The organism is Kosakonia sp. ML.JS2a, from assembly GCF_025642095.1.
GTDB lineage: Bacteria > Pseudomonadota > Gammaproteobacteria > Enterobacterales > Enterobacteriaceae.
Window position 1 is genome coordinate 968,699 of the sequence record NZ_CP106754.1, and the last position, 22,800, is coordinate 991,498.

At 54.5% G+C, this 22,800-nt stretch carries 21 protein-coding genes; 9 read left to right on the forward strand and 12 right to left on the reverse strand.

Translation table 11 applies throughout. The annotated features are described in order from the left end of the window. Window positions 1-57: 57 nt before the first annotated feature. From N7922_RS04605 to N7922_RS04625, 5 genes are all read right to left on the reverse strand, one after another. A complete protein-coding gene (locus N7922_RS04605) occupies window positions 58-1,347 on the reverse strand; it encodes an ABC transporter substrate-binding protein (RefSeq protein WP_263099456.1) in 1,290 nt (429 codons plus the stop codon). A 20-nt stretch (window positions 1,348-1,367) separates the two neighbouring features. Then, on the reverse strand, window positions 1,368-2,495 hold the full coding sequence (locus tag N7922_RS04610) for an ABC transporter ATP-binding protein (protein WP_263099457.1): 1,128 nt from the start codon (window positions 2,493-2,495) through the stop codon (window positions 1,368-1,370). A 12-nt stretch (window positions 2,496-2,507) separates the two neighbouring features. Next, complete coding sequence (locus N7922_RS04615; protein ID WP_061493305.1) at window positions 2,508-3,410, reverse strand: carbohydrate ABC transporter permease; 903 nt, start codon at window positions 3,408-3,410, stop codon at window positions 2,508-2,510. Next, window positions 3,403-4,293, reverse strand: a complete 891-nt coding sequence (locus N7922_RS04620) for a carbohydrate ABC transporter permease (protein ID WP_061493306.1) — start codon at window positions 4,291-4,293, stop codon at window positions 3,403-3,405. The genes N7922_RS04615 and N7922_RS04620 overlap by 8 nt, the downstream gene beginning before the upstream one ends. A gap of 528 nt (window positions 4,294-4,821) precedes the next feature. Next, window positions 4,822-5,148, reverse strand: coding sequence for a cupin domain-containing protein (locus tag N7922_RS04625; RefSeq protein ID WP_061493307.1), 327 nt, complete (start codon window positions 5,146-5,148; stop codon window positions 4,822-4,824). A 148-nt stretch (window positions 5,149-5,296) separates the two neighbouring features. On the opposite strand from N7922_RS04625, the gene N7922_RS04630 reads away from it, so the two are divergent. Further along, window positions 5,297-5,989 carry an aspartate/glutamate racemase gene (locus N7922_RS04630; RefSeq protein ID WP_263099458.1) on the forward strand — a complete coding sequence of 231 codons (693 nt, stop codon included), beginning with the start codon at window positions 5,297-5,299 and terminating at the stop codon, window positions 5,987-5,989. On the opposite strand, the gene N7922_RS04635 is transcribed toward N7922_RS04630, so the two are convergent. Next, window positions 5,986-6,912, reverse strand: coding sequence for a LysR family transcriptional regulator (locus N7922_RS04635; RefSeq protein ID WP_263099459.1), 927 nt, complete (start codon window positions 6,910-6,912; stop codon window positions 5,986-5,988). The genes N7922_RS04630 and N7922_RS04635 overlap by 4 nt on opposite strands. A gap of 119 nt (window positions 6,913-7,031) precedes the next feature. On the opposite strand from N7922_RS04635, the gene lysA reads away from it, so the two are divergent. Then, entirely contained in the window at window positions 7,032-8,294 is a 1,263-nt protein-coding gene (gene lysA, locus N7922_RS04640; protein ID WP_263099460.1) for a diaminopimelate decarboxylase, read from the forward strand. Here lysA and N7922_RS04645 read toward each other — a convergent pair. Further along, window positions 8,291-9,295, reverse strand: a complete 1,005-nt coding sequence (locus N7922_RS04645) for a LacI family DNA-binding transcriptional regulator (RefSeq protein WP_263100833.1) — start codon at window positions 9,293-9,295, stop codon at window positions 8,291-8,293. The two genes, lysA and N7922_RS04645, sit on opposite strands and share 4 nt — an antisense overlap. Window positions 9,296-9,538: 243 nt before the next feature. On the opposite strand from N7922_RS04645, the gene N7922_RS04650 reads away from it, so the two are divergent. The 4 genes from N7922_RS04650 to N7922_RS04665 are packed head-to-tail and all read left to right on the forward strand — an operon-like array spanning window position 9,539 to window position 13,553. Continuing rightward, window positions 9,539-10,867, forward strand: coding sequence for a PTS sugar transporter subunit IIC (locus tag N7922_RS04650; RefSeq protein WP_263099461.1), 1,329 nt, complete (start codon window positions 9,539-9,541; stop codon window positions 10,865-10,867). Between the two features lie 7 nt (window positions 10,868-10,874). Further along, window positions 10,875-12,302, forward strand: coding sequence for a glycoside hydrolase family 1 protein (locus tag N7922_RS04655; protein ID WP_263099462.1), 1,428 nt, complete (start codon window positions 10,875-10,877; stop codon window positions 12,300-12,302). A 31-nt stretch (window positions 12,303-12,333) separates the two neighbouring features. Continuing rightward, complete coding sequence (locus N7922_RS04660; protein WP_263099463.1) at window positions 12,334-13,107, forward strand: GntR family transcriptional regulator; 774 nt, start codon at window positions 12,334-12,336, stop codon at window positions 13,105-13,107. Next, the gene (locus N7922_RS04665; RefSeq protein ID WP_263099464.1) at window positions 13,104-13,553 is read left to right on the forward strand and encodes a GNAT family N-acetyltransferase; all 450 of its coding nucleotides are present in this window, start codon (window positions 13,104-13,106) and stop codon (window positions 13,551-13,553) included. The genes N7922_RS04660 and N7922_RS04665 overlap by 4 nt, the downstream gene beginning before the upstream one ends. A 46-nt stretch (window positions 13,554-13,599) precedes the next feature. On the opposite strand, the gene galR is transcribed toward N7922_RS04665, so the two are convergent. Further along, window positions 13,600-14,607: an HTH-type transcriptional regulator GalR gene (gene galR, locus N7922_RS04670; RefSeq protein ID WP_263099465.1), complete on the reverse strand. Its 1,008-nt coding sequence runs from the start codon at window positions 14,605-14,607 to the stop codon at window positions 13,600-13,602. Window positions 14,608-15,221: 614 nt separating this feature from the next. On the opposite strand from galR, the gene aas reads away from it, so the two are divergent. Next, entirely contained in the window at window positions 15,222-17,381 is a 2,160-nt protein-coding gene (aas, locus tag N7922_RS04675) for a bifunctional acyl-ACP--phospholipid O-acyltransferase/long-chain-fatty-acid--ACP ligase (protein ID WP_263099466.1), read from the forward strand. After that, a complete protein-coding gene (gene lplT, locus N7922_RS04680; protein ID WP_263099467.1) occupies window positions 17,374-18,567 on the forward strand; it encodes a lysophospholipid transporter LplT in 1,194 nt (397 codons plus the stop codon). The genes aas and lplT overlap by 8 nt, the downstream gene beginning before the upstream one ends. A gap of 4 nt (window positions 18,568-18,571) precedes the next feature. Here the strand turns inward: lplT and N7922_RS04685 are convergent, their stop codons facing one another. The 4 genes from N7922_RS04685 to mutH form a co-directional block, all read right to left on the reverse strand. Beyond that, complete coding sequence (locus N7922_RS04685; protein ID WP_263099468.1) at window positions 18,572-19,612, reverse strand: NADP(H)-dependent aldo-keto reductase; 1,041 nt, start codon at window positions 19,610-19,612, stop codon at window positions 18,572-18,574. A 129-nt stretch (window positions 19,613-19,741) separates the two neighbouring features. Continuing rightward, window positions 19,742-19,960, reverse strand: a complete 219-nt coding sequence (locus N7922_RS04690; RefSeq protein ID WP_134318733.1) for a YgdI/YgdR family lipoprotein — start codon at window positions 19,958-19,960, stop codon at window positions 19,742-19,744. 143 nt (window positions 19,961-20,103) lie between these two features. Next, window positions 20,104-20,817, reverse strand: a complete 714-nt coding sequence (locus tag N7922_RS04695; RefSeq protein WP_263099469.1) for a TerC family protein — start codon at window positions 20,815-20,817, stop codon at window positions 20,104-20,106. Between the two features lie 67 nt (window positions 20,818-20,884). After that, window positions 20,885-21,580 (reverse strand): DNA mismatch repair endonuclease MutH, encoded by a 696-nt coding sequence (gene mutH / locus N7922_RS04700; protein WP_263099470.1) that lies wholly within the window; start codon window positions 21,578-21,580, stop codon window positions 20,885-20,887. A gap of 681 nt (window positions 21,581-22,261) precedes the next feature. Here mutH and rppH point away from each other — a divergent pair. Then, window positions 22,262-22,792, forward strand: coding sequence for an RNA pyrophosphohydrolase (rppH, locus tag N7922_RS04705; RefSeq protein WP_263099471.1), 531 nt, complete (start codon window positions 22,262-22,264; stop codon window positions 22,790-22,792). Window positions 22,793-22,800 lie beyond the last annotated feature (8 nt).

Consider the following 22,800-nt stretch of genomic DNA (forward strand, 5'->3'; position numbering starts at 1 on the left):
CCATAGATAAAAAAATACCCTGCCGGATCCGGCAGGGTAGGGTGTGACGGTAAAACCTTAGCGCATGGCGCGTTTCAGAATGCGCTCAGCCTGACGTTGGAAGTCTGCGGCGGTTTCTTCCACCGTTTTCTGACCATAGTCGATGTACTGAATCGCCGTGCCAAACTGGGCAACAATCTGCGGATCGTCAAAATACGGCGACACAGTGAGTTTGGCTGGCAGCGACTGCGCCAGACGCAGGCCTGCAACAGCCGGATCTTCCGCTTTGATTGTGCCATTGGCGGTCAGCGTCTGAACTGCAGCTTTGCTCAACGGTACACCACGCTCCAGACCGAGGGTTTCCGCGCCTTCTTTGCTGTTCAGCAGGAAGTTAATCACCTGCGCGGCTTCTTTCGGGTGTTTGGTGGATTTACCAATCGACAGCATTTGCGCCGGTTTGAAGAACAGACCTGCATCCGTTGCGCCTGGCAGCATCGGGTATTCACCCAGCACCAGTTTGGCTGGCGGCTTCAGGTTGTCGGAGTATTTGGTGATGGTGGAGTTCCACATGTAGGTACCGGCCCATTCACCTTCGATCCACGGCTTCATTTCATACATGTTGCTCTTACCGAACGATGCATAGTACTTCGCGTCCGGCATCACGTGGCTGTCGACCAGTTTTTTATACATCTGGAAGAATTCCACCCACTGCTCATTGGTGTAGCTGAATTTCTTCGCTTTCTCGTCAACGGCAGGAATATTGTATTTCTGCACCATGTACGAGTTCAGCAGCGCCAGCGTATCCTGGTGCTCCAGCACCACCGGGTAGTACTGCTTGCCCAGTTTGCTTTCAAACGTTTTGCCCGCCGCTAACAGCTCATCCCAGGTTTTCGGGAAGGCGACGCCCGCTTTTTTCCACTGCTCATCGTTAAAGTAGAACACGCGCGCGGTGACGGAGATCGGAATACCGTTCAGTTTGCCGTCCACGGTGGTGGATTTCAGCTCTTTGGCGTCGAACTGGCTCAAATCGATAATGTCTTTCACCTGGTTCAGGTCGTAAAAACCGTCACCGGATTTTGAGAAGATCGGCAGCCAGTTCCAGTTGGTCTGCATCACGTCCGGCTCGGTGCCACCCGCGATTTGCGTGGTCAGACGGGAAAGGTGACCGTCCCAGCCGGTGTACTCAGACTTAACCGTAATATTCGGATGCTGTTGATGAAATTCTTCCAACGCTTTCAATGTCACCTGATGACGACCGTTGCCCCCCCACCAGGACATACGCAGGTCTACATTATCAGCGGCAATAGCGGGTACAGCGCACATGCCCAGAGTTGCGGAGATAACGGCGCCTGTTAGCACTTTTTTCATTTTTATACTCCAGTTTTAATTTACAGAGAGATGTTCTGTTCCGTTTTTGCGTCAAAAACATGACACTTATTCATATCAAACTTAAAGTACACCTTCCGGTGAAGTCCCTTCTCAATCAGAGGCTTAGCTTCATCAGACGGAATTCGGGCGGTCAGCTCGTAGTCGCCGACTTTCAGATAAACAAAGAACTCGTGTCCCATGTTTTCTACGCGCACCAGGTCGCCGGAACCGCAGTCGTCGGCAAAAGGCTGATCGGCGACGGAGACAAACTCCGGACGCACGCCAAAGAACACCTCTTTGCCTTCATAATCCGCGACTTTTTCCTGCTGGCGGGTATTCAGCTCCAACGTGTCGTGGCCGACCGTGATATGTAACTGGTCGTCTTTTTTCACAATTTTCGCCGGTTTGATGTTCATTTCCGGCGCGCCGATAAAGCCCGCCACGAACATGTTTTTCGGGAAGTGATAGAGATTGTCCGGGGTATCCACCTGCATGATGTGACCGAGTTTCATCACGCAGATGCGGTCGCCCATGGTCATCGCCTCCGTCTGATCGTGGGTCACGTAGACGGTGGTGGCCGGTTTCCCGGACTTCTTGAGCTGCTTGTGCAGGTCGGAAATACGGATGCGCATGGAGGCGCGCAGTTTGGCATCGAGGTTAGACAGCGGTTCGTCAAACAGGAACACGTCCGGTTTCTTCACAATCGCACGGCCTACCGCCACACGCTGTGCCTGACCACCGGAAAGCTGGCGCGGCAGCCTGTCCATCAGTTCTTCCAGCTCAAGGATTTTTGCCGCTTCATCCACTTGTTTGGTGATTTCGTCTTTCGGCATCTTGCTGAGCTTGAGACCAAACGCGAGGTTTTCACGCACGGTCATATGCGGGTAGAGCGCATAGTTCTGGAACACCATCGCAATACCGCGCGATTTTGGCGCGAGGTTGTTGACGATCTTCTCACCGATGCGCACTTCGCCGCCGCTGATGGTTTCCAGACCGGCGAGCATACGCAAGGTCGTGGACTTGGCGCAGCCGGACGGGCCGACAATCACCATAAATTCACCGTCGGCGATTTTCAGGTCGATACCATGTACCGCTTTGAAGCCGTTGGAGTAAACTTTTTCCAGTTTGTTGAAAATAACTTCAGCCATGATACTTCCCTCTTAACCTTTAATTCCGCTGCTGGTCACGCCCTGTACGAAGTAGCGCTGTGCCAGGAAGAAGACAATGATGGACGGCAGAATGGAGATACTCGCCATTGCCAGAATTTCGTTCCACGGTGCGCCTTCGGTCACGTCAATGGACATTTTCAGCGCCAGTGCGATGGGGTACTTATCCACGCTGTAGACATAAATCAGCGGACCGATAAAGTCGTTCATCGACCACATAAACTGGAACAGCGCCACCGAGATAATCGCCGGTTTCAGGATCGGCACCACCACGTACCACAACACCTGCCAGGAGTTACAGCCGTCGATCTGCGCCGCTTCTTCCATGTCACGCGGCACACCGCGCAGGAACTGAATCAGCATAAAGACGAAGAACCCGTGGGTGGCGAACGCCGTTGGCAGATACAGCGGCATATAGCTGTTGAGCATGCCCATTTCACGGAACATCAGGTACTGCGGGATCAGCAACACGGTGCTCGGCAGCAGCATGGTGGCGATAAGCGTACCGAACCAGAAGTTCTTCCACGGGATCTCAAAGCGGGCAAAGCCGTAAGCCACAATGGTGGAGGAGATAATGGTCAGGATCACTTTCGGGATCACATACTTAAAGGTGTTCAGCATGTAATGGCCGAAGGTGTATTCCGTGCCGGTTTTCCAGCCGTTGATAAACCCGTCCCAGGTGGCGTGCTGCGGCCACAAACCCAGCGTGGTGAAGATCTCGTGGTTCGGTTTGAACGATGCCGAGAACATCCACGCCAGCGGGTAGAGCATCAGCAGGCCGACAAACAGCAGGATCACATAGCGGATCCACGCGCTCACTTTCTCGCGGCGCAGGGTACGCGCCACTTCACGCTCTGCTTCCTGCATGCCCGGCGTGACGTGTTGGATATCAGCCATTTTTGCCTCCCTTATCGGCAGAGTAGAACACCCAGTATTTCGACGATTTAAAGGCGATAGAGGCAAAGACCGCCACCACCAGGAACAGAACCCAGGCCAGCGCCGCGCCATAGCCCATATCGAAATACTTGAAGGCCGTGTCGTAGATATAGAGCGAGAACAGATAGGTGTAGTAGGTCGGGCCGCCGCCGGTAATGACATACGGGCCGGTGAATTCCTGGAACGCCTGGGTGGTCTGCATAATGAAGTTGAAGAAAATAACCGGCGTGATCAGCGGCACGGTCACTTTCATAAACATCTGCCATTTGCTGGCGCCGTCGATCATGGCCGCTTCGTATTGAGACTGCGGTACGTTTTGCAGTGCGGCAAGGAAGATAACCATCGCCGAGCCAAACTGCCACACGCGCAGTAATGTCACCGACATCAGCGCCAGCGACGGTTCGCCCAGCCAGTTAACCGGATCAAGGCCAAACACGCCGATAAAGCTGTTCAGCAGACCATCAATGGCAAACAGCGCGCGCCACAGCACGGCGATAGCCACTGAGCTCCCAAGAATCGAAGGAATATAGTAAGCAGTACGGAAAAAGCCGATACCGCGTAATTTAAAGTTCAGTACAAAGGCAATACCCAGCGCGAAAGCAAGTTTCAGCGGGATGGTTAAAAATACGTATGCGAACGTTACGCCCATTGATTTCCAGAAGAGGGTGTCTTCAGTAAACATGTAGCGATAGTTTTCGATGCCGTTAAATACCGGCGGGCTCATCAGGTCATACTCAGTAAAACTGAGAAAGAACGATGAGATGAACGGGAATGCCGTAAAGACTATCAACCCAATAACGTAGGGTGATATCCAGGCCAATCCCAGTAGTCTGTTTTCATTCATACATACCTACCTGGCGAACAATGGTGTAATACGGATTCGGAGATTAACTTCTTTCCCCTGACGCCTGGGCGTTTGGGGGTAAAAACAGGTTCTGTGCGTGCGCCTGATCACAATATTTAGCGTAATCAATGCGATGTGAATCTTTAACTGCCCGAAATCATTAGTAATCTTCCGGGTTTTAAAATCCTATCAACTTGCGTTCTTGATTTGTAAAACATCGTTTTAAAATATTTTATTGCGTTTTGATTTGCCGTCATTCGATTAATTCGCGAAATGTGATCAAAGTCGAAACGATGTTTCAATAAGGTGAGGTGGATGACATTTTTGCCGAAAAAACACAGGTTTCGCCGGAAATAAAAAACGCTGACGGCATCTGCCAGAACAGTGGAAATATCGCTGAATGAAATCATTCAATATTTAAACAATTATCCTGCGAAGTGTTTTTCAGAGAAATTAATCAAAGAAATAAAATGAAAACGCCCTCAGCGGAGAGGGCGTTAACCGGGGGGCTCAATAACGTGCTCGGGATCACGCTTTCAAAAAGTCTTCGCGCACCGGCGTGAACGTATCCAGCAGCGTACCGGCTTTCAGACACACGCAGCCGTGCATAATGTGCGGTTGCTTATAAAGAGTATCGCCTGCCGTGACGATATGTTTCTCATCACCGATGGTAAATTCGAATTCACCGGATAAGACATAAGTGAGTTGTTCATGAGGATGGTTATGCATCGGGCCGATGGCGCCTTGTTCAAACATGACCTCGACGGCCATCATTTTGCCGTCATGGGCCAGAATACGGCGGGTAACACCATTGCCCAGATCGTCAAGCTGAGTGTCTTTATGAAAGATAAACATCTGGCTGTCCTGTGGTTGAGTAATAAGATGAAACGATGTTTCAAAATAATTTATCTCAGCGGCAGGCAAAAATAAACGTGAGGCCAGAGAAGTTGAAAGTCGATCACAACTTTGGTTGACTGAGTGCACTAACCCACGGAGACAAACGATGAAAACGATAGGATTGCTGGGCGGTATGAGCTGGGAATCGACCGTTCCCTACTACCGCCTGATTAATGAGGGTGTCAAAGCCCGCCTGGGTGGTTTGCACTCCGCGAGCTTACTTCTGCACAGCGTGGATTTTCATGAGATTGAAGCCTGTCAGGCCACGGCGCAGTGGCACAAAGCCGGGGAAATTCTCTCCCAGGCGGCGGCAGGTCTGGAGCAGGCGGGCGCGCAGGCGATTGTGCTGTGCACCAACACCATGCACAAAGTGGCGGGGCAAATCGAGGAGCGCTGCCATATTCCCTTTCTGCACATTGCCGATGCTACTGGCCGGGCAATTGAAAACGCCGGGTTGAGCAATATCGCGCTGCTCGGTACGCGCTACACCATGGAGCAGGATTTCTATCGCGGGCGTCTGGAAAAACAGTTCGGCATCAAAACCCGCGTACCGGGTCCGGAAGATCGCGAACGCGTCAATGAAATCATCTTCGAACAACTGTGCCTCGGCACCTTCACCGACGAGTCGCGTTACTACTTTTTGAATTTGATCAAACAGTTGGCAGCGGAAGGGGCAGAAGGGGTGATTTTTGGCTGTACCGAAATCGGTCTGCTGCTGCCGGAGACACACTGCCCGATCAGGGTCTTTGACACCGCGGCGCTCCATGCTGCCGACGCCGTGGAGTTTATGCTCTCTTAAACGGCCCCGAGCATCGCCGCCAGCGGTTGGGTGACCCGCGGCATGGCGGCCTGCAAGTGCTGTGCAAACGCGTTGACCAGCGCGGAAGCAGGGCGATGCAGAGGGCGGATCAGGCTGACAGTAAAAGGAACATCAATACTGAAGCGGCGTACGGCAACGCCGCTGGCGGCGTAATCCAGCGCCGTTAACGGGTTCACGACCGAAATGCCGACCCCGGCGCGCACCATCGCGCAAACCGACGCGGCGCTGTGGGTCTCCAGCACCATGCGGCGCTTCACCTGATGTTCGTTGAATAGCGTATCCAGCAGTTGTCGGTAGCTGTCGGTGCGCGACAAACTGATGTAGTTCTCGGTGTGAAAATCCGCTGGCGTTAGCACGCTTTTACGCGCCAGCGGATGATCCTGCGGCATCACGCATACTTCATTACAGGTTAGCAGCGGCGTACGTTCCGTACCGGCAGGTGTGGTCAGTGTTTCCGTTAACCCCAAATCATGGCGCTGCGCCGACAACCACTCCTCCAGCAATGGCGATTCCTGCGGCACGATATTCAGGCTGACATCCGGGTAACGGGCGAGAAAGGGCTGTAACAGCAGCGGTAAAAAGGATTGCGAAAAGACCGGCAGGCAGGCGACCGACAGTTCGCCCTGGCGGAATTCGCGCAAGCTTTCGGCGGCGCTGACGATTCTGTCCAGCCCGTACCAGGAACGCTGTACCTCTTCAAATAGCCGCAGCCCTTGCACCGTCGGGTGCAGGCGTCCACGCGTGCGCTCAAACAGGGTTAATCCCAGCACTTTTTCAAACCGCGCCAGCTCGCGGCTCACCGTCGGTTGCGAGGTGTGCAGCAGTGCGGCGGCTTCGGTGAGATTGCCGGTGGTCATCACGGCGTGAAAAATTTCGATATGGCGCAGGTTAACAGCGGGCATGGTGGTATCCGGTTGTTAAAGGGATTCCATATCATTTTTGCATAGACTCGCGATAAAACGATATTTTTTATTCTCTTCGCCGTGTGGCGTAATCATAAAAAATATTGACGGAGCCCATCATGCCACGCCCATTGCACCAGACTGAGACTGACCTTAACGCTGCCAACCTGCTGAGACTGCCTGCCGAATTCGGTTGCCCGGTATGGGTCTACGATGCGCAAATCATTCGCGCGCAAATCGCCAAACTGCGCGACTTCGACGTGGTGCGCTTCGCGCAGAAGGCCTGCTCAAACATCCATATTTTGCGGTTGATGCGTGAGCAGGGTGTCAAAGTGGATTCGGTATCGCTGGGCGAAATTGAGCGTGCGCTGGCGGCGGGCTACGATCCCAAAACGCATCCGGATGACATTGTTTTCACTGCGGACGTGATTGATGACGCGACGCTGGCGCGTGTCAGCGAACTGGGGATTGCGGTCAACGCCGGTTCGGTGGATATGCTGGAACAACTGGGTGCGGTATCACCAGGGCATCGTGTCTGGTTGCGTGTTAACCCGGGTTTTGGTCACGGGCACAGCCAGAAAACCAATACCGGCGGTGAAAACAGCAAACACGGCATCTGGTACAGCGATCTGGCTGCGGCGCTGGCGGTGATGCAGCGTTACCAGTTGCAACTGGCGGGCATTCATATGCACATCGGTTCCGGTGTGGATTATGGTCATCTGGAGCAGGTATGCGGTGCGATGGTGCGTCAGGTGGTGGATTTTGGCCAGGATCTGCCGGCGATTTCCGCAGGCGGCGGCCTCTCTATTCCGTATCATGACGGGGAAGCACAGGTCGATACCGCGCACTATTTCGGTTTGTGGAATGCGGCGCGTGAGCAGATCGCCCGGCATCTTGGGCATGCGGTGAAACTGGAGATCGAACCGGGGCGTTTCCTGGTGGCGGAGTCCGGTGTGCTGGTTTCACAGGTACGCAGCGTGAAAACGATGGGCAGCCGCCACTTTGTGCTGATCGACGCCGGTTTTAACGACCTGATGCGCCCGGCAATGTATGGCAGCTATCACCACATTACCGCGCTGGCGGCGGATGGCCGGGACCTGCGAAATGCCGCACTGATTGACACCGTGGTGGCGGGGCCGCTGTGCGAATCCGGTGATGTCTTTACCCAGCAAGAGGGCGGTAAAGTGGAAACCCGTGCGCTGCCTGAGGTCGCGCCGGGCGATTATCTGGTGTTGCATGATACCGGCGCGTACGGCGCATCGATGTCGTCGAACTACAACAGCCGCCCGTTACTGCCGGAAGTGCTGTTTGATAACGGTGTGGCGCGACTGATTCGCCGTCGTCAGACCATTGAAGAACTGCTCGCGCTGGAGCAGTGCTAAGCGGCAATATACGGTCCCGTCGCCACTGACTCGCGCAACACCAGCGTGCCGGTAAACGGCGGGATCGCATCGACCGTCGCCTTGTTGGCCAGCCTGATCGCCTGATCAATCGCCGTGGTGATCATGGTGTCGATAGGCAGATAGACCGTTGACAGCCCCGGCTCCAGCCAGCGTGCGCTGGGGGCGTCATCGAAGCCGAACAGGGAAATATCCTGCGGAATGCGCAAACCTGCCTGCCAGATAGCCTTGGAAGCCCCCAGTGCCATATCGTCATTACAGGCGAACAGGGCGCTGATCCGGACACCTTCCTGCAACATTTCCCGACACAGTTCATAGCCGCGCGTCATGGTGGAGTCACCGTATTTTACTTTTGCCGGATCCCAGTTGATCCCATGGTGTTCCAGCGCCTTGCGATAGCCCATCAACCGGGCTTTGCCGGTGGGGGTATGCATCGGAACGGTAATACAGGCTATTTCGCGGTGCCCCTGGCGTATCAGGTAATCCACCGCCTGAAAGGCCGCATCCTGTTGCTCAAAGAACACGCATTTATCGTGCGCCTGTACCACCTCGCGGTTAATGACGACAAGCGGCATCGGCACGCTGTCGATCAGTTGCAGGATCGCGTTTTCACTCATAAAGCGGGTGTAGAGAATAATGGCGTCGCAGCGACGATCGGCCAGCATCTGCACCGCCAGCTCTTCCCGTTCCGGTGTGTCGTGCCCGTCGGTCACGATCAACTGTTTGCCATGCCGTTCCGCCTGGCGGGAGGCCTGTTGCAGCAGGCGGCCAAAATAGAAGCCGTCAAAGCTGGAGACCACCAGACCGATGCTATTGCTGGTGCGGTTCGCCAGCGAACGGGCAAGAAAATTCGGCCGGTAGCCCAGCTCTTCCATCGCCTTAAAGACCTGGTTGCGGGTGCTCTCTTTGACCTGGCCTGTGTTGTTGAGAACGCGGGACACCGTCGCTTTCGACACACCCGCGCGCAGTGAGACTTCCAGCATTGTTACCATGACGGGCTCTCGTTTCGCGTAATGAAACGCAGTTTACCACACTCGTTAAAAAGCCCTGATAAATGCAAGGTGGTATGCCAATGTGGGCTATCGTCTCGTTTTGGAATACCAGAAGCGGCGTTGCGAGGCGGGTCACAGAACTTTTTTCCATCCATGACTATTTTTGGTATGCCAAATGGGATTTAGCTGTATCCCGGTTTCGATAAAAAAACCCCTTTACTGAGGTGTTAACACATGGCCCTACAAGACAAACTCATCGATTCTCTGGGTAGTTTTGCCACAAAATTCAACAGCTATCGCTATATCATGGCGATCAAGTCTTCGTTTATTACCCTGATGCCGGTGATCATCGTCGGCGCGTTTTCCGTGCTGATCTCCAATATGGTGCTGGATCCGAAAAACGGACTCGCCAGTTTTCAGGCACTGTCGTTTCTGGCGGCGCTGAAACCCATTACCAGCGCCATCAACTACGCCACGCTGAACTTCCTCAACATTGGCGCGGTGTTTTTAATCGGTATCGAGCTGGGGCGTATTAACGGCATCAAGTCGCTGTTTCCTGGCCTGCTGGCGGTGATCTGCTTTATTTGCGTTACGCCAACCACCGTTGAGATGCTGGTGGACGGGCAGATGCACGTGGTGAAAGATGTGCTGCTGCGCCAGTTCTCCGACACCCGTAGCCTGTTCCTTGGCATGTTTATCGCCATTTTGTCGGTGGAGATCTACTGCTGGCTGGAAAACCGTGAAGGGCTGAAGATCAAAATGCCGGACACGGTGCCGCCAAATGTCTCCGCGTCCTTCTCGGCGCTGATCCCGGCGATCATCACCACCACGGTGATTGCCACGTTCGGTTTTGCCTTTCAGAAAGCGACCGGCATGTATCTGTACGATGCCGTTTACCAGGTGGTGCAACAGCCGCTGGAGCGCGTCGTGCAGAGCCTGCCGGGGATCCTGCTGCTGATGTTTGTCGCGCAGTTGTTCTGGGTTATTGGTATTCACGGCAACCAGATGATCAAACCGATTCGCGAACCGCTGCTGCTGGGGGCGATCACCGTCAATATGAGCGCGTTTGAGCAGGGTAAAGAGGTGCCGAATATCATCACCATGCCGTTCTGGGATGTGTATATGAGCATTGGCGGCTCCGGGTTGACCATCGGTCTGCTGATTGCGGTGATGATTGCCACCAAACGCAAAGAGATGAAAGAGATCGCGAAGCTCTCCATCGGGCCGGGGATCTTCAATATTAACGAACCGGTGATATTCGGCATGCCGATCATGCTAAACCCGATCCTCGCCATCCCGTTTATTATCACGCCGCTGGTGACCGGCTCGATTGGCTATTTCGCCACCGTGACCGGGTTTGCCGGCAAAGCCGTGGTGATGGTGCCCTGGACGACGCCGCCGCTGATCAACGCCTGGCTCTCTACCGCCGGTTCGATGGGCGCGGTGGTGACGCAACTGATCTGCATTATTACTGCCGTCGTTATCTACCTGCCGTTTGTGAAAATTGCCTCCCGCCGCGCAGAGCAGGCGCAGTTGCAGGCAGAAACGCCGTCTAACGCCTGAGGAAGCCATGAGCACGAAAACCATCGCCATACCACCGTCGTTTATCCTTGGCGCCGCCGCGTCGGCCTGGCAAACCGAAGGCTGGATCGACAAACGGGAGGGGCAGGATTCCTGGCCCGATCTCTGGTACAAAAACGATCGTCATGTCTGGCATGAGGGCTATGGTCCGGCGGTGGCAACCAACTTTTACCAGCGTTTTCGCGAAGATGTGCAATTGATGAAGCAGGCGGGGTTGACCCACTACCGCACGTCGATCAACTGGTCGCGCTTTCTTACCGATTACGAACAGGGTGTGGTGGATGAAACCTACGCGGCTTATTACGACGCACTGTTCGATGAGATGCAGCGCAATGGCATTGTGCCGATGATCTGCCTTGAGCATTACGAACTGCCCGGTTATCTGCTGGAAACGTATGGCGGCTGGGCGTCGAAAAAGGTGGTGGAGTTGTATCTGCTGTATGCGGAAAAGGTGTTCGCGCGTTTTCATCATAAAGTGACGCGCTGGTTTACCTTTAATGAGCCGATCGTGGTGCAAACCCGCGTTTATCTTGATGCGCTGCGCTGGCCGTATGAACAAAATACCGGAACCTGGATGCAGTGGAATCACCACAAAAATCTGGCAACGGCAAAGGTGGTTAAGCTGTTCCGCGAAAAGGGCTACGCCGGTACGGTGGGCTGTATCCTCAACCCGGAAGTGACCTATCCGCGCTCCCGTGCGCCGCACGACGTGCTGGCCGCAGAGCGTTACGACCTGTTCTATAACCGCGTCTTCCTCGATCCGATGGTCAAAGGTCACTATCCGCCGGAGCTGTTTGCGCTGCTGGAGAAACACCAGGTCGCCTGGGATTACAGCGAAGACGAGCTGGCTCTCATCCGTGATAACACCGTCGATGAACTGGGGATCAATCTCTACTATCCGCACCGGGTCAAAGCGCCGTCCCGCGCCTGGCATCCGGAAACTCCTTTCCACCCGGCATATTATTATGAGCCGTTTGAATTGCCGGGGCGGCGGATGAACAAATCCCGTGGCTGGGAGATCCTGCCCTCCATTATTTATGACATGGCGATGCGCATTAAAAACGAGTACGGCAATATTCCGTGGTTTGTCGCTGAAAGCGGTATGGGCGTGGAGAACGAAGGGCAGTTCCGCAATGCGCAAGGGATGATCGAAGATGATTATCGCATTGCGTTTATCAGCGAGCATCTGTGGCAAACTCTGCGCGCGCGGGAAGATGGCGCGAACTGCCAGGGCTACATGTTGTGGGCGTTCACCGATAATGTCTCGCCAATGAATGCCTTCAAGAACCGTTACGGGTTAGTGGAGATTGATCTGCAAAACAACCGCGACCGCCGGGCGAAAAAGTCCTTGTCGTGGTATCGCCGGTTAAGCGATGAGCGTCAGTTGACCCTCACCCTTGATGATGACGTAAAATAGAACGCAATAACTGAAAAGCGCAGGTGATATTGTGGAGAAGGCCGTCGTCCCGCCGGAGAAAAAACAGTACCAGGAGATTGGCGAAGATTTACGTGAGCAAATCATCAACGGGCATTACCCTGTTGGCTCGCGTTTGCCGCCGGAGCGCAATATCGCCGAAAAGTATGGCGTCAGCCGCACTATTGTTCGCGAAGCCTTACTGATGCTGGAACTGCAAGGCACGGTGGATATTCGCCAGGGCTCGGGCGTGTATGTGATGCGTATTCCGCAGGAGCATGAAAATGAGGAAGAACGCTTTTTAAGTAGCGATGTTGGCCCGTTTGAGATTTTGCAGGCGCGCCAGCTGCTGGAAAGTAATATCGCCGCTTTCGCCGCGAAAATGGCCACCCGAGCGGATATCGATAATCTGCGGCGCATTCTCGAGCAGGAGCAACGCGCCATCGCCATGAATGACACTTCGCAGGATAACAGCAAAATGTTCCATCTGGTGCTGGCGGGCGCATCGCAAAACCAGATGCTGCTGGCGACGGTGGAAAGCATCTGGCACCACATGGACAGCAGCCCGCTGTGGCAGCAATTTAATGTGCATATTGCCAGCCGCCCGTACCGCCTGAAATGGTTAGGCGATCGCCAGACGTTGCTGGCGGCGCTGCGCCGCCGCGATGTGATGGGGGCGTGGCAGGCAATGTGGCAACATCTGGAAAACGTAAAAAAGAGTCTGTTGGAGCTGTCCGACGAGGACGCGGCGGATTTTGACGGCTATCTTTTTGAATCCGTGCCGATTTTTCAGGGAAAATTACTGTGACGATCGTTCCGTTGTACGACGCCCCGCATCATGCGGAGCAGGTCACCGACTGGCTGTGGCGCGAGTTTGGTGATTCGCTGCCGCGTGATTTTTTCGCCAGCATTATTCAGCACAGCCAGACGCCGGGGCAGTTACCGCTGACCTTTGTGTTGCTCGACGGGGATGAGTTGCTGGCGACGGTGGGGTTGTGGCGCTGCGACCTGATCAGCCGCCAGGATCTGTTCCCGTGGCTGGCGGTGCTGTATGTGAAAGAGCGCGCGCGCGGGCAGGGACTGGCGGGGCAGCTACAGCGCCATGTCATGCAACAGGCCAGAGCGATGGGCTTCAGCCAGTTGCATCTTTACTCCGCCTGCCGCGACTTTTACGAGCGTTACGGCTGGCACTACATTGGCGATGCGCTCGACTACCCCAACACCACCGTTCATCTTTACCGCATTGCGTTGTGATAGTTACCTGGCTTGCAGGCCGGGTAGCGCGCAATTAACACGAGAGTTAGCTTTCCTGCGGTGTAATCACCGAGTGGCGGCGCACCAGCGTCGGGTTAAACAGGTGGGTGACATCGGGTAATGGCTGATTAGACGCCAGCGCCAGCGCTAACTCAGCGGCCTGCGTCGCCATTGTGATAATCGGGTAGCGCACGGTCGTCAGGCGCGGGCGCACATAGCGCGACACCAGCACGTCATCAAAACCAATCAGCGAAATTTCACGCGGCACGTCGATGCCGTTATCGTTCAGCACGCCCATCGCCCCTGCCGCCATTGAATCGTTATAACAGGCTACGGCGGTAAAGTTTCTGCCGCGCCCCAACAGTTCGGTCATCGCCTGTTCACCGCCGCTTTCATCGGGTTCAGCAAAGGTTACCAGTCTGTCGTTGCACGGCAGGCCGTGCTCTTTCAGCGCGTCGTAGTAACCTTGCAACCGATCTTCGGCATCGGAAATGGCGTGGTTCGAACAGAGATAACCAATCCGCGTATGGCCCTGCTGGATCAGATGGCGGGTCGCCAGCCAGGCGCCGTAGCGATCGTCCAGCGCCACACAACGCTGCTCAAAGCCCGGCAGGATACGGTTGATTAACACCATGCCCGGCATCTGCTTCATCAACGACGCCAGCTCGTCATCGGGAATGATTTTGGCGTGTACCACCAGCGCAGCACAGCGATGGCGGATCAACTGCTCAATCGCTTTACGCTCTTTCTCTTCGTTATGGTAGCCATTGCCAATCAGCAGAAAATTGCCGGTGGCGGAGGCCACCTGTTCGACCGCTTTCACCATCGCGCCAAAAAAGGGATCGGACACATCGCCCACCACCAGGCCGACGGTTTCTGTCGACTGTTGCGCCAGCGCGCGGGCGTTGGCATTGGGATGGTAATTGAGGGAATCCATCGCATTTTGCACCGCCAGACGCGAGGCTTCGCTCGCTTTTGGCGAGTCGTTAATGACGCGGGAAACCGTTGCTACGGAGACGCCCGCCAGCCGTGCGACATCTTTGATGGTCGCCATGATGCACCGTCCTTAGAGGTAAGCGTTTACACACCGGGTAGTGTTACGGAAAAGGGAGGGCTAATCAAGGATGTTGCCGGACGGGAACGTGCAAACGTGAAGTGACGCGTGGCAAGCAGGTGAAAACGTTACACATAAAAGTTTTACCGATTAATACAGCTAAAACCTTTAGTTACACTTTGCGAAAGGCTGTTTCGATTGTCTGCTGGTGGCGCTATACCCCACGTGACAAAGTAGGGATCCCAGAGGTATTGATAGGTGAAGGCAACCCTCGGGGTTGCACACTCGAATTACACCAACCTGCGCAGATGCGCAGGTTTTTTTTTTTGCTTTTTTCCGGGGTGTTACAGGAATCGATGATAGACATACCTGGTTTCACTTCGGCTCACTCTCTTGCTTTTTCCCGCTGGTAACGCGCGGTACCCCACGCCACAATCAAGATCCCAGAGGTATTGATTGGTGAAGTATTCGGTACACTCTTCGTACTTATTTATTGCACCAACCTGCGCGGACGCGCAGGTTTTTTTTCGCCCGCGTTTTCCCTCCTGCGCTTCTCGTGTAATCTGCCACAATTTGAAGACATTGTGCTTAATTGACTGGCAAAAGGAGTTGAAATGCTACTGGGCTTTTTCCGCAGCCTGTTTCAGGTGTTGTTCCGGGTGCAACTGACCGGAAAAACAGAGGCGCTGCATGGCGAGCGTGTATTAATCACCCCTAACCATGTCTCTTTTATTGATGGCATCCTGCTGGCGTTGTTCCTGCCTGTGCGCCCGGTTTTCGCTGTTTACACCTCTATCAGCACCCAGTGGTATATGCGCTGGATAAACTCAATCATTGACTTCGTGCCGCTCGACCCCACCAAACCGATGTCCATTAAGCATCTGGTGCGACTGGTAGAGCAGGGACGCCCGGTGGTGATTTTCCCGGAGGGGCGTATTTCCGTCTCCGGTTCGCTAATGAAAATTTACGATGGCGCAGGGTTTGTGGCGGCAAAGTCCGGCGCGACGGTGGTTCCGCTGCGCATTGATGGCGCGGAGCTTACGTATTTCAGCCGCCTGAAAGGGCTGGTGAAACAGCGCCTGTTCCCGCGTATTACGCTGCATATTCTGCCGCCAACGCAATTACCGATGCCGGATGCTCCGCGTGCCCGCGATCGCCGTAAACTGGCGGGAGAGATGCTGCATCAAATCATGATGGAAGCCCGCATGGCGGTGCGCCCACGTGAAACGCTGTTTGAAGCGTTGCTCTCGGCGCAGCACCGCTATGGTGAAAAGAAGCCCTGCGTGGAAGATATTAACTTCACCCCCGACAGTTACCGCAAGCTGTTGACCAAAACGCTGTTTGTGGCGCGTATTCTGGATAAATACACGACTCAGGGGGAGAAAATTGGCCTGATGCTGCCGAATGCCGGGATCAGCGCGGCGGTCATTTTCGGCGCGATCGCCCGTGGGCGTATTCCGGCGATGATGAACTACACCGCCGGGGTGAAAGGGCTCAGCAGCGCCATTACCGCGGCGCAGATCAAGACCATTTTTACCTCGCGCACCTTTATGGACAAAGGCAAGCTGTGGCATCTGCCGGAGCAACTGACCCAGGTGCGCTGGGTTTACCTCGAAGATTTGAAAAGCGACGTCAAACTGGAAGATAAGCTGTGGATCTTCCGCCATTTGCTGACGCCGTTAAAAGCGCAGGTTGCGCAGAAGCCGGAAGATCCGGCGCTGATCCTCTTTACCTCCGGTTCTGAAGGCCATCCTAAAGGCGTGGTGCATAGCCACAAAAGCCTGCTTGCGAATGTCGAGCAGATTAAGACCATCGCCGACTTTACCGCCAATGACCGCTTTATGTCGGCGTTGCCGCTGTTCCACTCCTTTGGCCTGACGGTTGGGTTATTGACCCCACTGTTGACTGGCGCGCAGGTGTTTCTCTACCCGAGCCCGCTGCACTATCGCATTGTGCCGGAGCTGGTGTATGACCGGAACTGTACGGTGCTGTTCGGCACCTCGACGTTCCTCGGGAATTACGCCCGTTTTGCCAATCCGTATGATTTTTACCGCCTGCGCTATGTGGTGGCTGGTGCGGAGAAGTTGCAGGACAGCACTCGTCAGCTCTGGCAGGACAAGTTCGGTTTGCGCATTCTCGAAGGGTACGGCGTAACGGAGTGCGCGCCGGTGGTGTCGATCAATGTGCCGATGGCCGCCAAACCGGGCACCGTCGGGCGGATCCTGCCGGGGATGGATGCCCGTTTGCTGGCGGTGCCGGGCATTGAAGAGGGCGGTCGGCTGCAACTTAAAGGGCCTAATGTGATGACCGGCTACCTGCGGGTAGAAAACCCCGGCGTGCTGGAAACGCCCGCCGCGGAGAATATCCACGGTGAGCTGGAGCCAGGCTGGTATGACACGGGCGATATCGTGCGTTTTGATGATCAAGGCTTTGTGCAGATTCAGGGGCGCGCGAAACGCTTTGCCAAAATCGCTGGCGAGATGGTGTCGCTGGAGACGGTGGAACAGCTGGCGCTGATGACCTCGCCTGACAAACTGCATGCAACGGTAATCAAAAGCGATGCCAGCAAAGGCGAGGCGCTGGTGATGTTTACCACCGATGATGCGCTGACGCGCGACAAACTGCTCCAGCAGGCGCGTGCGCATGGCATCCCGGAACTGGCCGTGCCGCGCGATATTCGTTTCCTGAAGCAACTTCCGCTGCTTGGTAGCGGCAAACCCGATTTCGTCACCCTGAAAGGTATGGTTGAAGAGGATGAATCCACGCATGCGTGAGTCAGTAAGCACTAACACTTCGCTGTGGTCCCGGGGAATGATGGCGGTGATTGCCGCTCAGTTTCTCTCGGCGTTTGGCGATAACGCGCTGTTATTCGCCACCCTGGCACTGCTGAAAGCGGAGTTTTACCCTGACTGGAGCCAGCCGGTATTGCAGATGGTGTTTGTGGGCGCTTACATTCTTTTCGCTCCCTTTGTTGGTCAGGTCGCCGACAGCTATGCCAAAGGGCGGGTGATGATGGTGGCCAACGGGTTAAAACTGTTGGGCGCGGCGAGCATCTGTATCGGTGTGAACCCGTTTGTGGGGTATCTGCTGGTGGGGATTGGCGCAGCGGCCTACTCCCCGGCGAAATACGGCATTCTGGGCGAAATTACGACGGGCGATAAGCTGGTGAAAGCCAACGGCCTGATGGAGTCTTCCACCATTGCAGCGATCCTGCTGGGTTCGGTGGCAGGCGGCGTTCTGGCCGACTGGCATGTACTGGCGGCGCTGGGCGTATGCGCCCTGGTGTATGGTGCGGCCGTGGTTGCCAACCTGATGATCCCGAAACTTCCTGCGGCGCGACCGGGGCAATCCTGGCGCTTTACGCCGATGACTCACAGCTTTTTCAGCGCCTGCAAAAGCCTGTGGCGCAACGGCGAGACCCGTTTTTCTCTGGTGGGTACCAGCCTGTTCTGGGGCGCAGGCGTGACGCTGCGTTTTTTACTGGTGCTGTGGGTGCCGGTGGCGCTGGGCATTACTGATAACGCCACGCCAACCTATCTTAATGCAATGGTGGCTGTGGGCATTGTGGCGGGAGCGGGCCTGGCGGCAAAACTGGTGACGCTGGAAACCGTTGCCCGTTGTATGCCTGCCGGGATCCTGATTGGCGTGGCGGTGACGCTGTTTTCGTTACAACATGCATTACTCCCGGCGTATGGCGTTTTGCTGCTGATCGGCGCGTTGGGCGGCTTCTTCGTCGTACCTTTAAATGCATTGTTGCAGGCTATCGGTAAAGCGTCTGTGGGCGCGGGCAATGCCATCGCGGTGCAAAACCTCGGCGAAAATATGGCGATGTTGCTGATGCTGGGGCTCTATTCGCTGGCGGTAAAAGCCGGTGCGCCGGTGGTCGGCGTGGGCGTTGGGTTTGGGACGCTGTTTGCGTTGGCGATTGCGGCGCTGTGGATCTGGCAGCGCCGCCGGTAGCAGGTTACGGAGCGGGGTAGGTATACACCTGGTGCACCGCTTCGATTTCAGCCAGCACCTCTTCGCTGAGATCCAGGTGCAGGCTCTCCACATTGGTCTTCAGTTGTTCCATCGTCGTTGCACCCAGTAGGGTGCTGGCGACGAAGGGTTGACGGCGCACGAAAGCCAGCGCCATTTGCGCCGGATCGAGATTATGCCGTTTGGCAATATCCACATAGGCCGCAACGGCTTTTTGCGCCTGCTCTCCACTGTAACGCGTAAAGCGGCTGAACAGCGTATTGCGCGCGCCTGCGGGTTTCGCGCCGTTGAGGTATTTGCCGGTCAACGTGCCAAAGGCCAGGCAGGAGTAGGCCAGCAGCTCGACGCCTTCATACTGGCTCACTTCCGCCAGCCCCACTTCATAGCTGCGGTTTAGCAGGCTATACGGGTTCTGAATGGTCACAATGCGCGGCAGTTCATGTTTCTCCGCCAGGTGGAGATAGCGCATTACGCCAAATGCGGTCTCGTTAGAGACGCCGATATAACGGATTTTCCCGGCACGTTGAAACTCGGTCAGCGCTTCCAGCGTTTCCAGCAGCGTGACGACTGGTGCACTCTCTACCCAGCTATAACCCAGTTTGCCGAAGCAGTTAGTGGCGCGCTGCGGCCAGTGCACCTGGTACAGGTCGAGATAATCGGTTTGCAGACGCTTTAAACTCGCATCCAGCGCGCTGCGGATGTTTTTGCGATCCAGCGCCTGATTGGGGCGGATGCCGCTGTCATTGTTGCGACTCGGGCCGCTGACTTTAGAGGCGATCACCAGTTTTTCGCGGTTGCCGCGTTTCGCCAGCCAGTTGCCGACGTAGGTTTCAGTCAGCCCTTGTGTTTCCGGGCGTGGCGGTACAGGGTACATCTCTGCGACATCAATCAGGTTAATGCCCTGGCTGACGGCATAGTCGAGCTGTGCGTGGGCGTCGGCTTCGCTGTTTTGTTCACCAAACGTCATTGTGCCCAGCCCCAGGGTGCTGATTTCAAGCGAACTGTGGGGGATACGGTGATAGTGCATAGCCGGCTTCCTCAATCAAACAACGTCAGAGCTCCTGACAAAGGAATATAACCATGGCAGAGGGGAAGAGAAAGGGAAAGCGGAAATTCAAAAAAAGGCCAGCAGGTTACTGACCTTTATAGGGATTTCTTAGCGTTCGATAATCTGGGATATGTCATCACGGTTAATCTGCATTTTATTACCTTGCTGATCGTGATAGCTGACCAGCCCGGTTTCATCATCAATTTCCGGTTTACCTTGCGTCAGGATCATCCTGCCGTCTTTTGTCGCCATGACATAATCGCTGCTGCATCCGGAAACAGCAAAAGCCAGTCCCACTGCGGAAATCAGTACTGCCCATTTTTTCATCATCCTGCCCCTCTCACGGCCTGTCATACACAAGTCTAGTAATAACGCGCGATCTGGCGATGAAAAAGCGGGATTATCTGAAAATATATGTTTAGGAAAGAGGAACGGCGAAAAACGCTTCCCCCGAAGAGGAAGCGTGATCGTTACAGCGGGTTTTTCTTGTTGCGCATCAGATTGAGCGTCTCAACGGCGATGGAGAAGAACATCGCAAAGTAGATATAGCCTTTCGGCACATGAATAGAGACGCTTTCCAGAATCAGCGTAAAGCCGACAAGGATCAGAAACGACAATGCCAGCATTTTGACCGACGGATGGCGATCAACAAATTCGCCAATTGGTCGTGCGGCAAACATCATCACACCAACGGCAATCACCACGGCGGCCATCATGATAAACAGATGATCCGACAGGCCCACGGCAGTGATCACGGAATCAAGGCTGAAAATGATATCCAGCAGCATGATTTGCACGATAGCGCCAAGGAAAGAGTGCACATTGGTCTTCAGCCCTTCTTCTTCCCCTTCGATCGATTCGTGGATCTCTTTGCTTGCCTTCCAGATCAGGAACAAGCCGCCGAGAAACAGAATCAAATCGCGGGCGGAAACGCTGTGATCAAACACGCTGAACAATGGGTGTGTCAGCCTGGTCACCCAGGCGATGGACGCCAGCAGTAACAGGCGCATGATCATTGCCGCAGCAAGCCCAAGACGACGTGCGTGATTACGTTGCGCAGTGGGAAGTTTGGCGACCACCAGAGAGAGGAAAATTATATTGTCGATCCCAAGAACGATCTCCAGCAGCGTCAGTGTTCCGAGCGCCAGCCAGGCGTTGGGGTCGGTTATCCATGCAAATAACATTTAAGCAAAGTCCTGCCAAAAAAAAAGAAGCGCTAATTATAAGCGCGAGCGTTGCTGTGGCAAAAATTTAATATCCGGATAATAAAAAATGGCGAGCCAGCAGGGCGCTGGTGAAGTTCTTTTTCAGATAAAAACCGCGGGGCAAGGTGAGGATCCGTTCGCCATGCTCGCCGATTGCTTCGGTGAGTGCTTTGCTGTTGGCCGCCTTCGGGCGTAACTGCATCACTTCGCCGTGACGTGCGGTAATGCGGGTAACTTTCCCCAACACGATCAGATCCATTAACTCTTCCCAGTCGAGACGTAACTGCTGCTCTTCCTCTTCGTTCGGGCTCCAGAGCAGCGGCGATCCAACCCGGCGTTCTGCCACCGGAATTTCCCGCGATCCTTCGATGGGGATCCATAAGACGCGCTTGAGTTTATGGCGCACGTGGCTGGTTTCCCACACCACACCGCTGTTGCCGGTCAATGGCGCGACGCAAACAAACGTCGTTTCCAGCGGGCGTCCCTGACTGTCCACAGGGATCGTTTTCAACTCGACGCCCAACGCTGCAAAGTCCTGTTCTGGTTTGCTACCTGCGCTTGCGCCTAACCACAGCTCGAGCAACACGCCCGTCCACCCTTTATCACGCTTGAGATCGCGGGGAACCGGTAACCCTGCCTTTGCCGCCAGTTCTCCCAGTGAGTAGCCTGCCAGGCGCTGCGCCTGAGCCAGCAGTTGAGCTTCTGTTTCCGGAGGAGTTGTCAGTGGAGATAACGCAGACATGCTAAAAACCTTTTGGTTAAAAAACAGACGGCAGTTTTGCACCGCATCCGTGCAGTTTACCTTTTTCCGTGTCGGCTGAGCAATGCGATGATTTATAAGGTAATTTATTTTTATCAACTGAGCGTTGCGCAACAGTGCGATCGGTTTTCCAAATCTGGTCACTGACAATAAACAGGATCTTACACCCTGTTATCCACAGAAAAGTGGGATAACTGGGGAAAAGCCCCACTACTGTTTCGATTTACAGCCTTGACGTGCGACGAAAATCGAATTTCTGCACAAAATGTGCCTAACTTATTGGCATAATCTGTGGATAAAAACGGCTCTGTTCGATCTTTCATCAGCGACGGGATCCGAAGAGTGATGATCATCACACTATGCCCGAAAAAAAGGTTGATAAGCCATTTAACTCGATGAATTAATGAATTTTATTTTTATCGGTCAATCATGAGTTATTCAGACTGTTCCGGGTTTTCCCTGGGTAATTCCACACTTCTTCACAACTCTATCCACAGAAAAGGTGAATAAAACCCGTTGGCGGAGGCGGGCGCTGTTTATAACTCCGACGATAACTGTGAGTTATTCAATTGTTATCCGTCCGTATCCCTGTAATAGAGTGGTTTACCGTTATCCACGAGTGTGAAACAATCGCTTCATTCAGATTTATTTTGAGGTAGTCCGGTGATTGATGACGATGGCTACCGCCCAAATGTGGGAATCGTAATCTGTAACCGACAGGGCCAGGTGATGTGGGCCAGGCGCTTTGGACAGCATTCATGGCAGTTCCCCCAGGGGGGGATCAACCCTGGAGAATCCCCGGAACAGGCAATGTACCGGGAACTGTTCGAGGAAGTGGGCTTAAGTCGTAAAGATGTTCGTATCCTTGCTTCTACCCGTAACTGGTTGCGTTACAAGTTACCGAAACGTTTGGTGCGTTGGGACACAAAGCCGGTGTGTATCGGCCAGAAACAAAAGTGGTTTCTCCTGCAATTGGTCGGTAACGATACCGACATCAATATGCAAGCCAGTAGTACGCCTGAATTTGATGGCTGGCGGTGGGTAAGCTATTGGTATCCTGTTCGTCAGGTAGTGTCGTTTAAACGCGATGTCTACCGGCGGGTGATGAAAGAATTCGCAAGCGCGGTCATGCTGCTTCAGGAAACGCCTCCTAAGCCGCAGAATGCGCCTGCCTGGCGACGTAAACGAGGTTAAGCCACCCA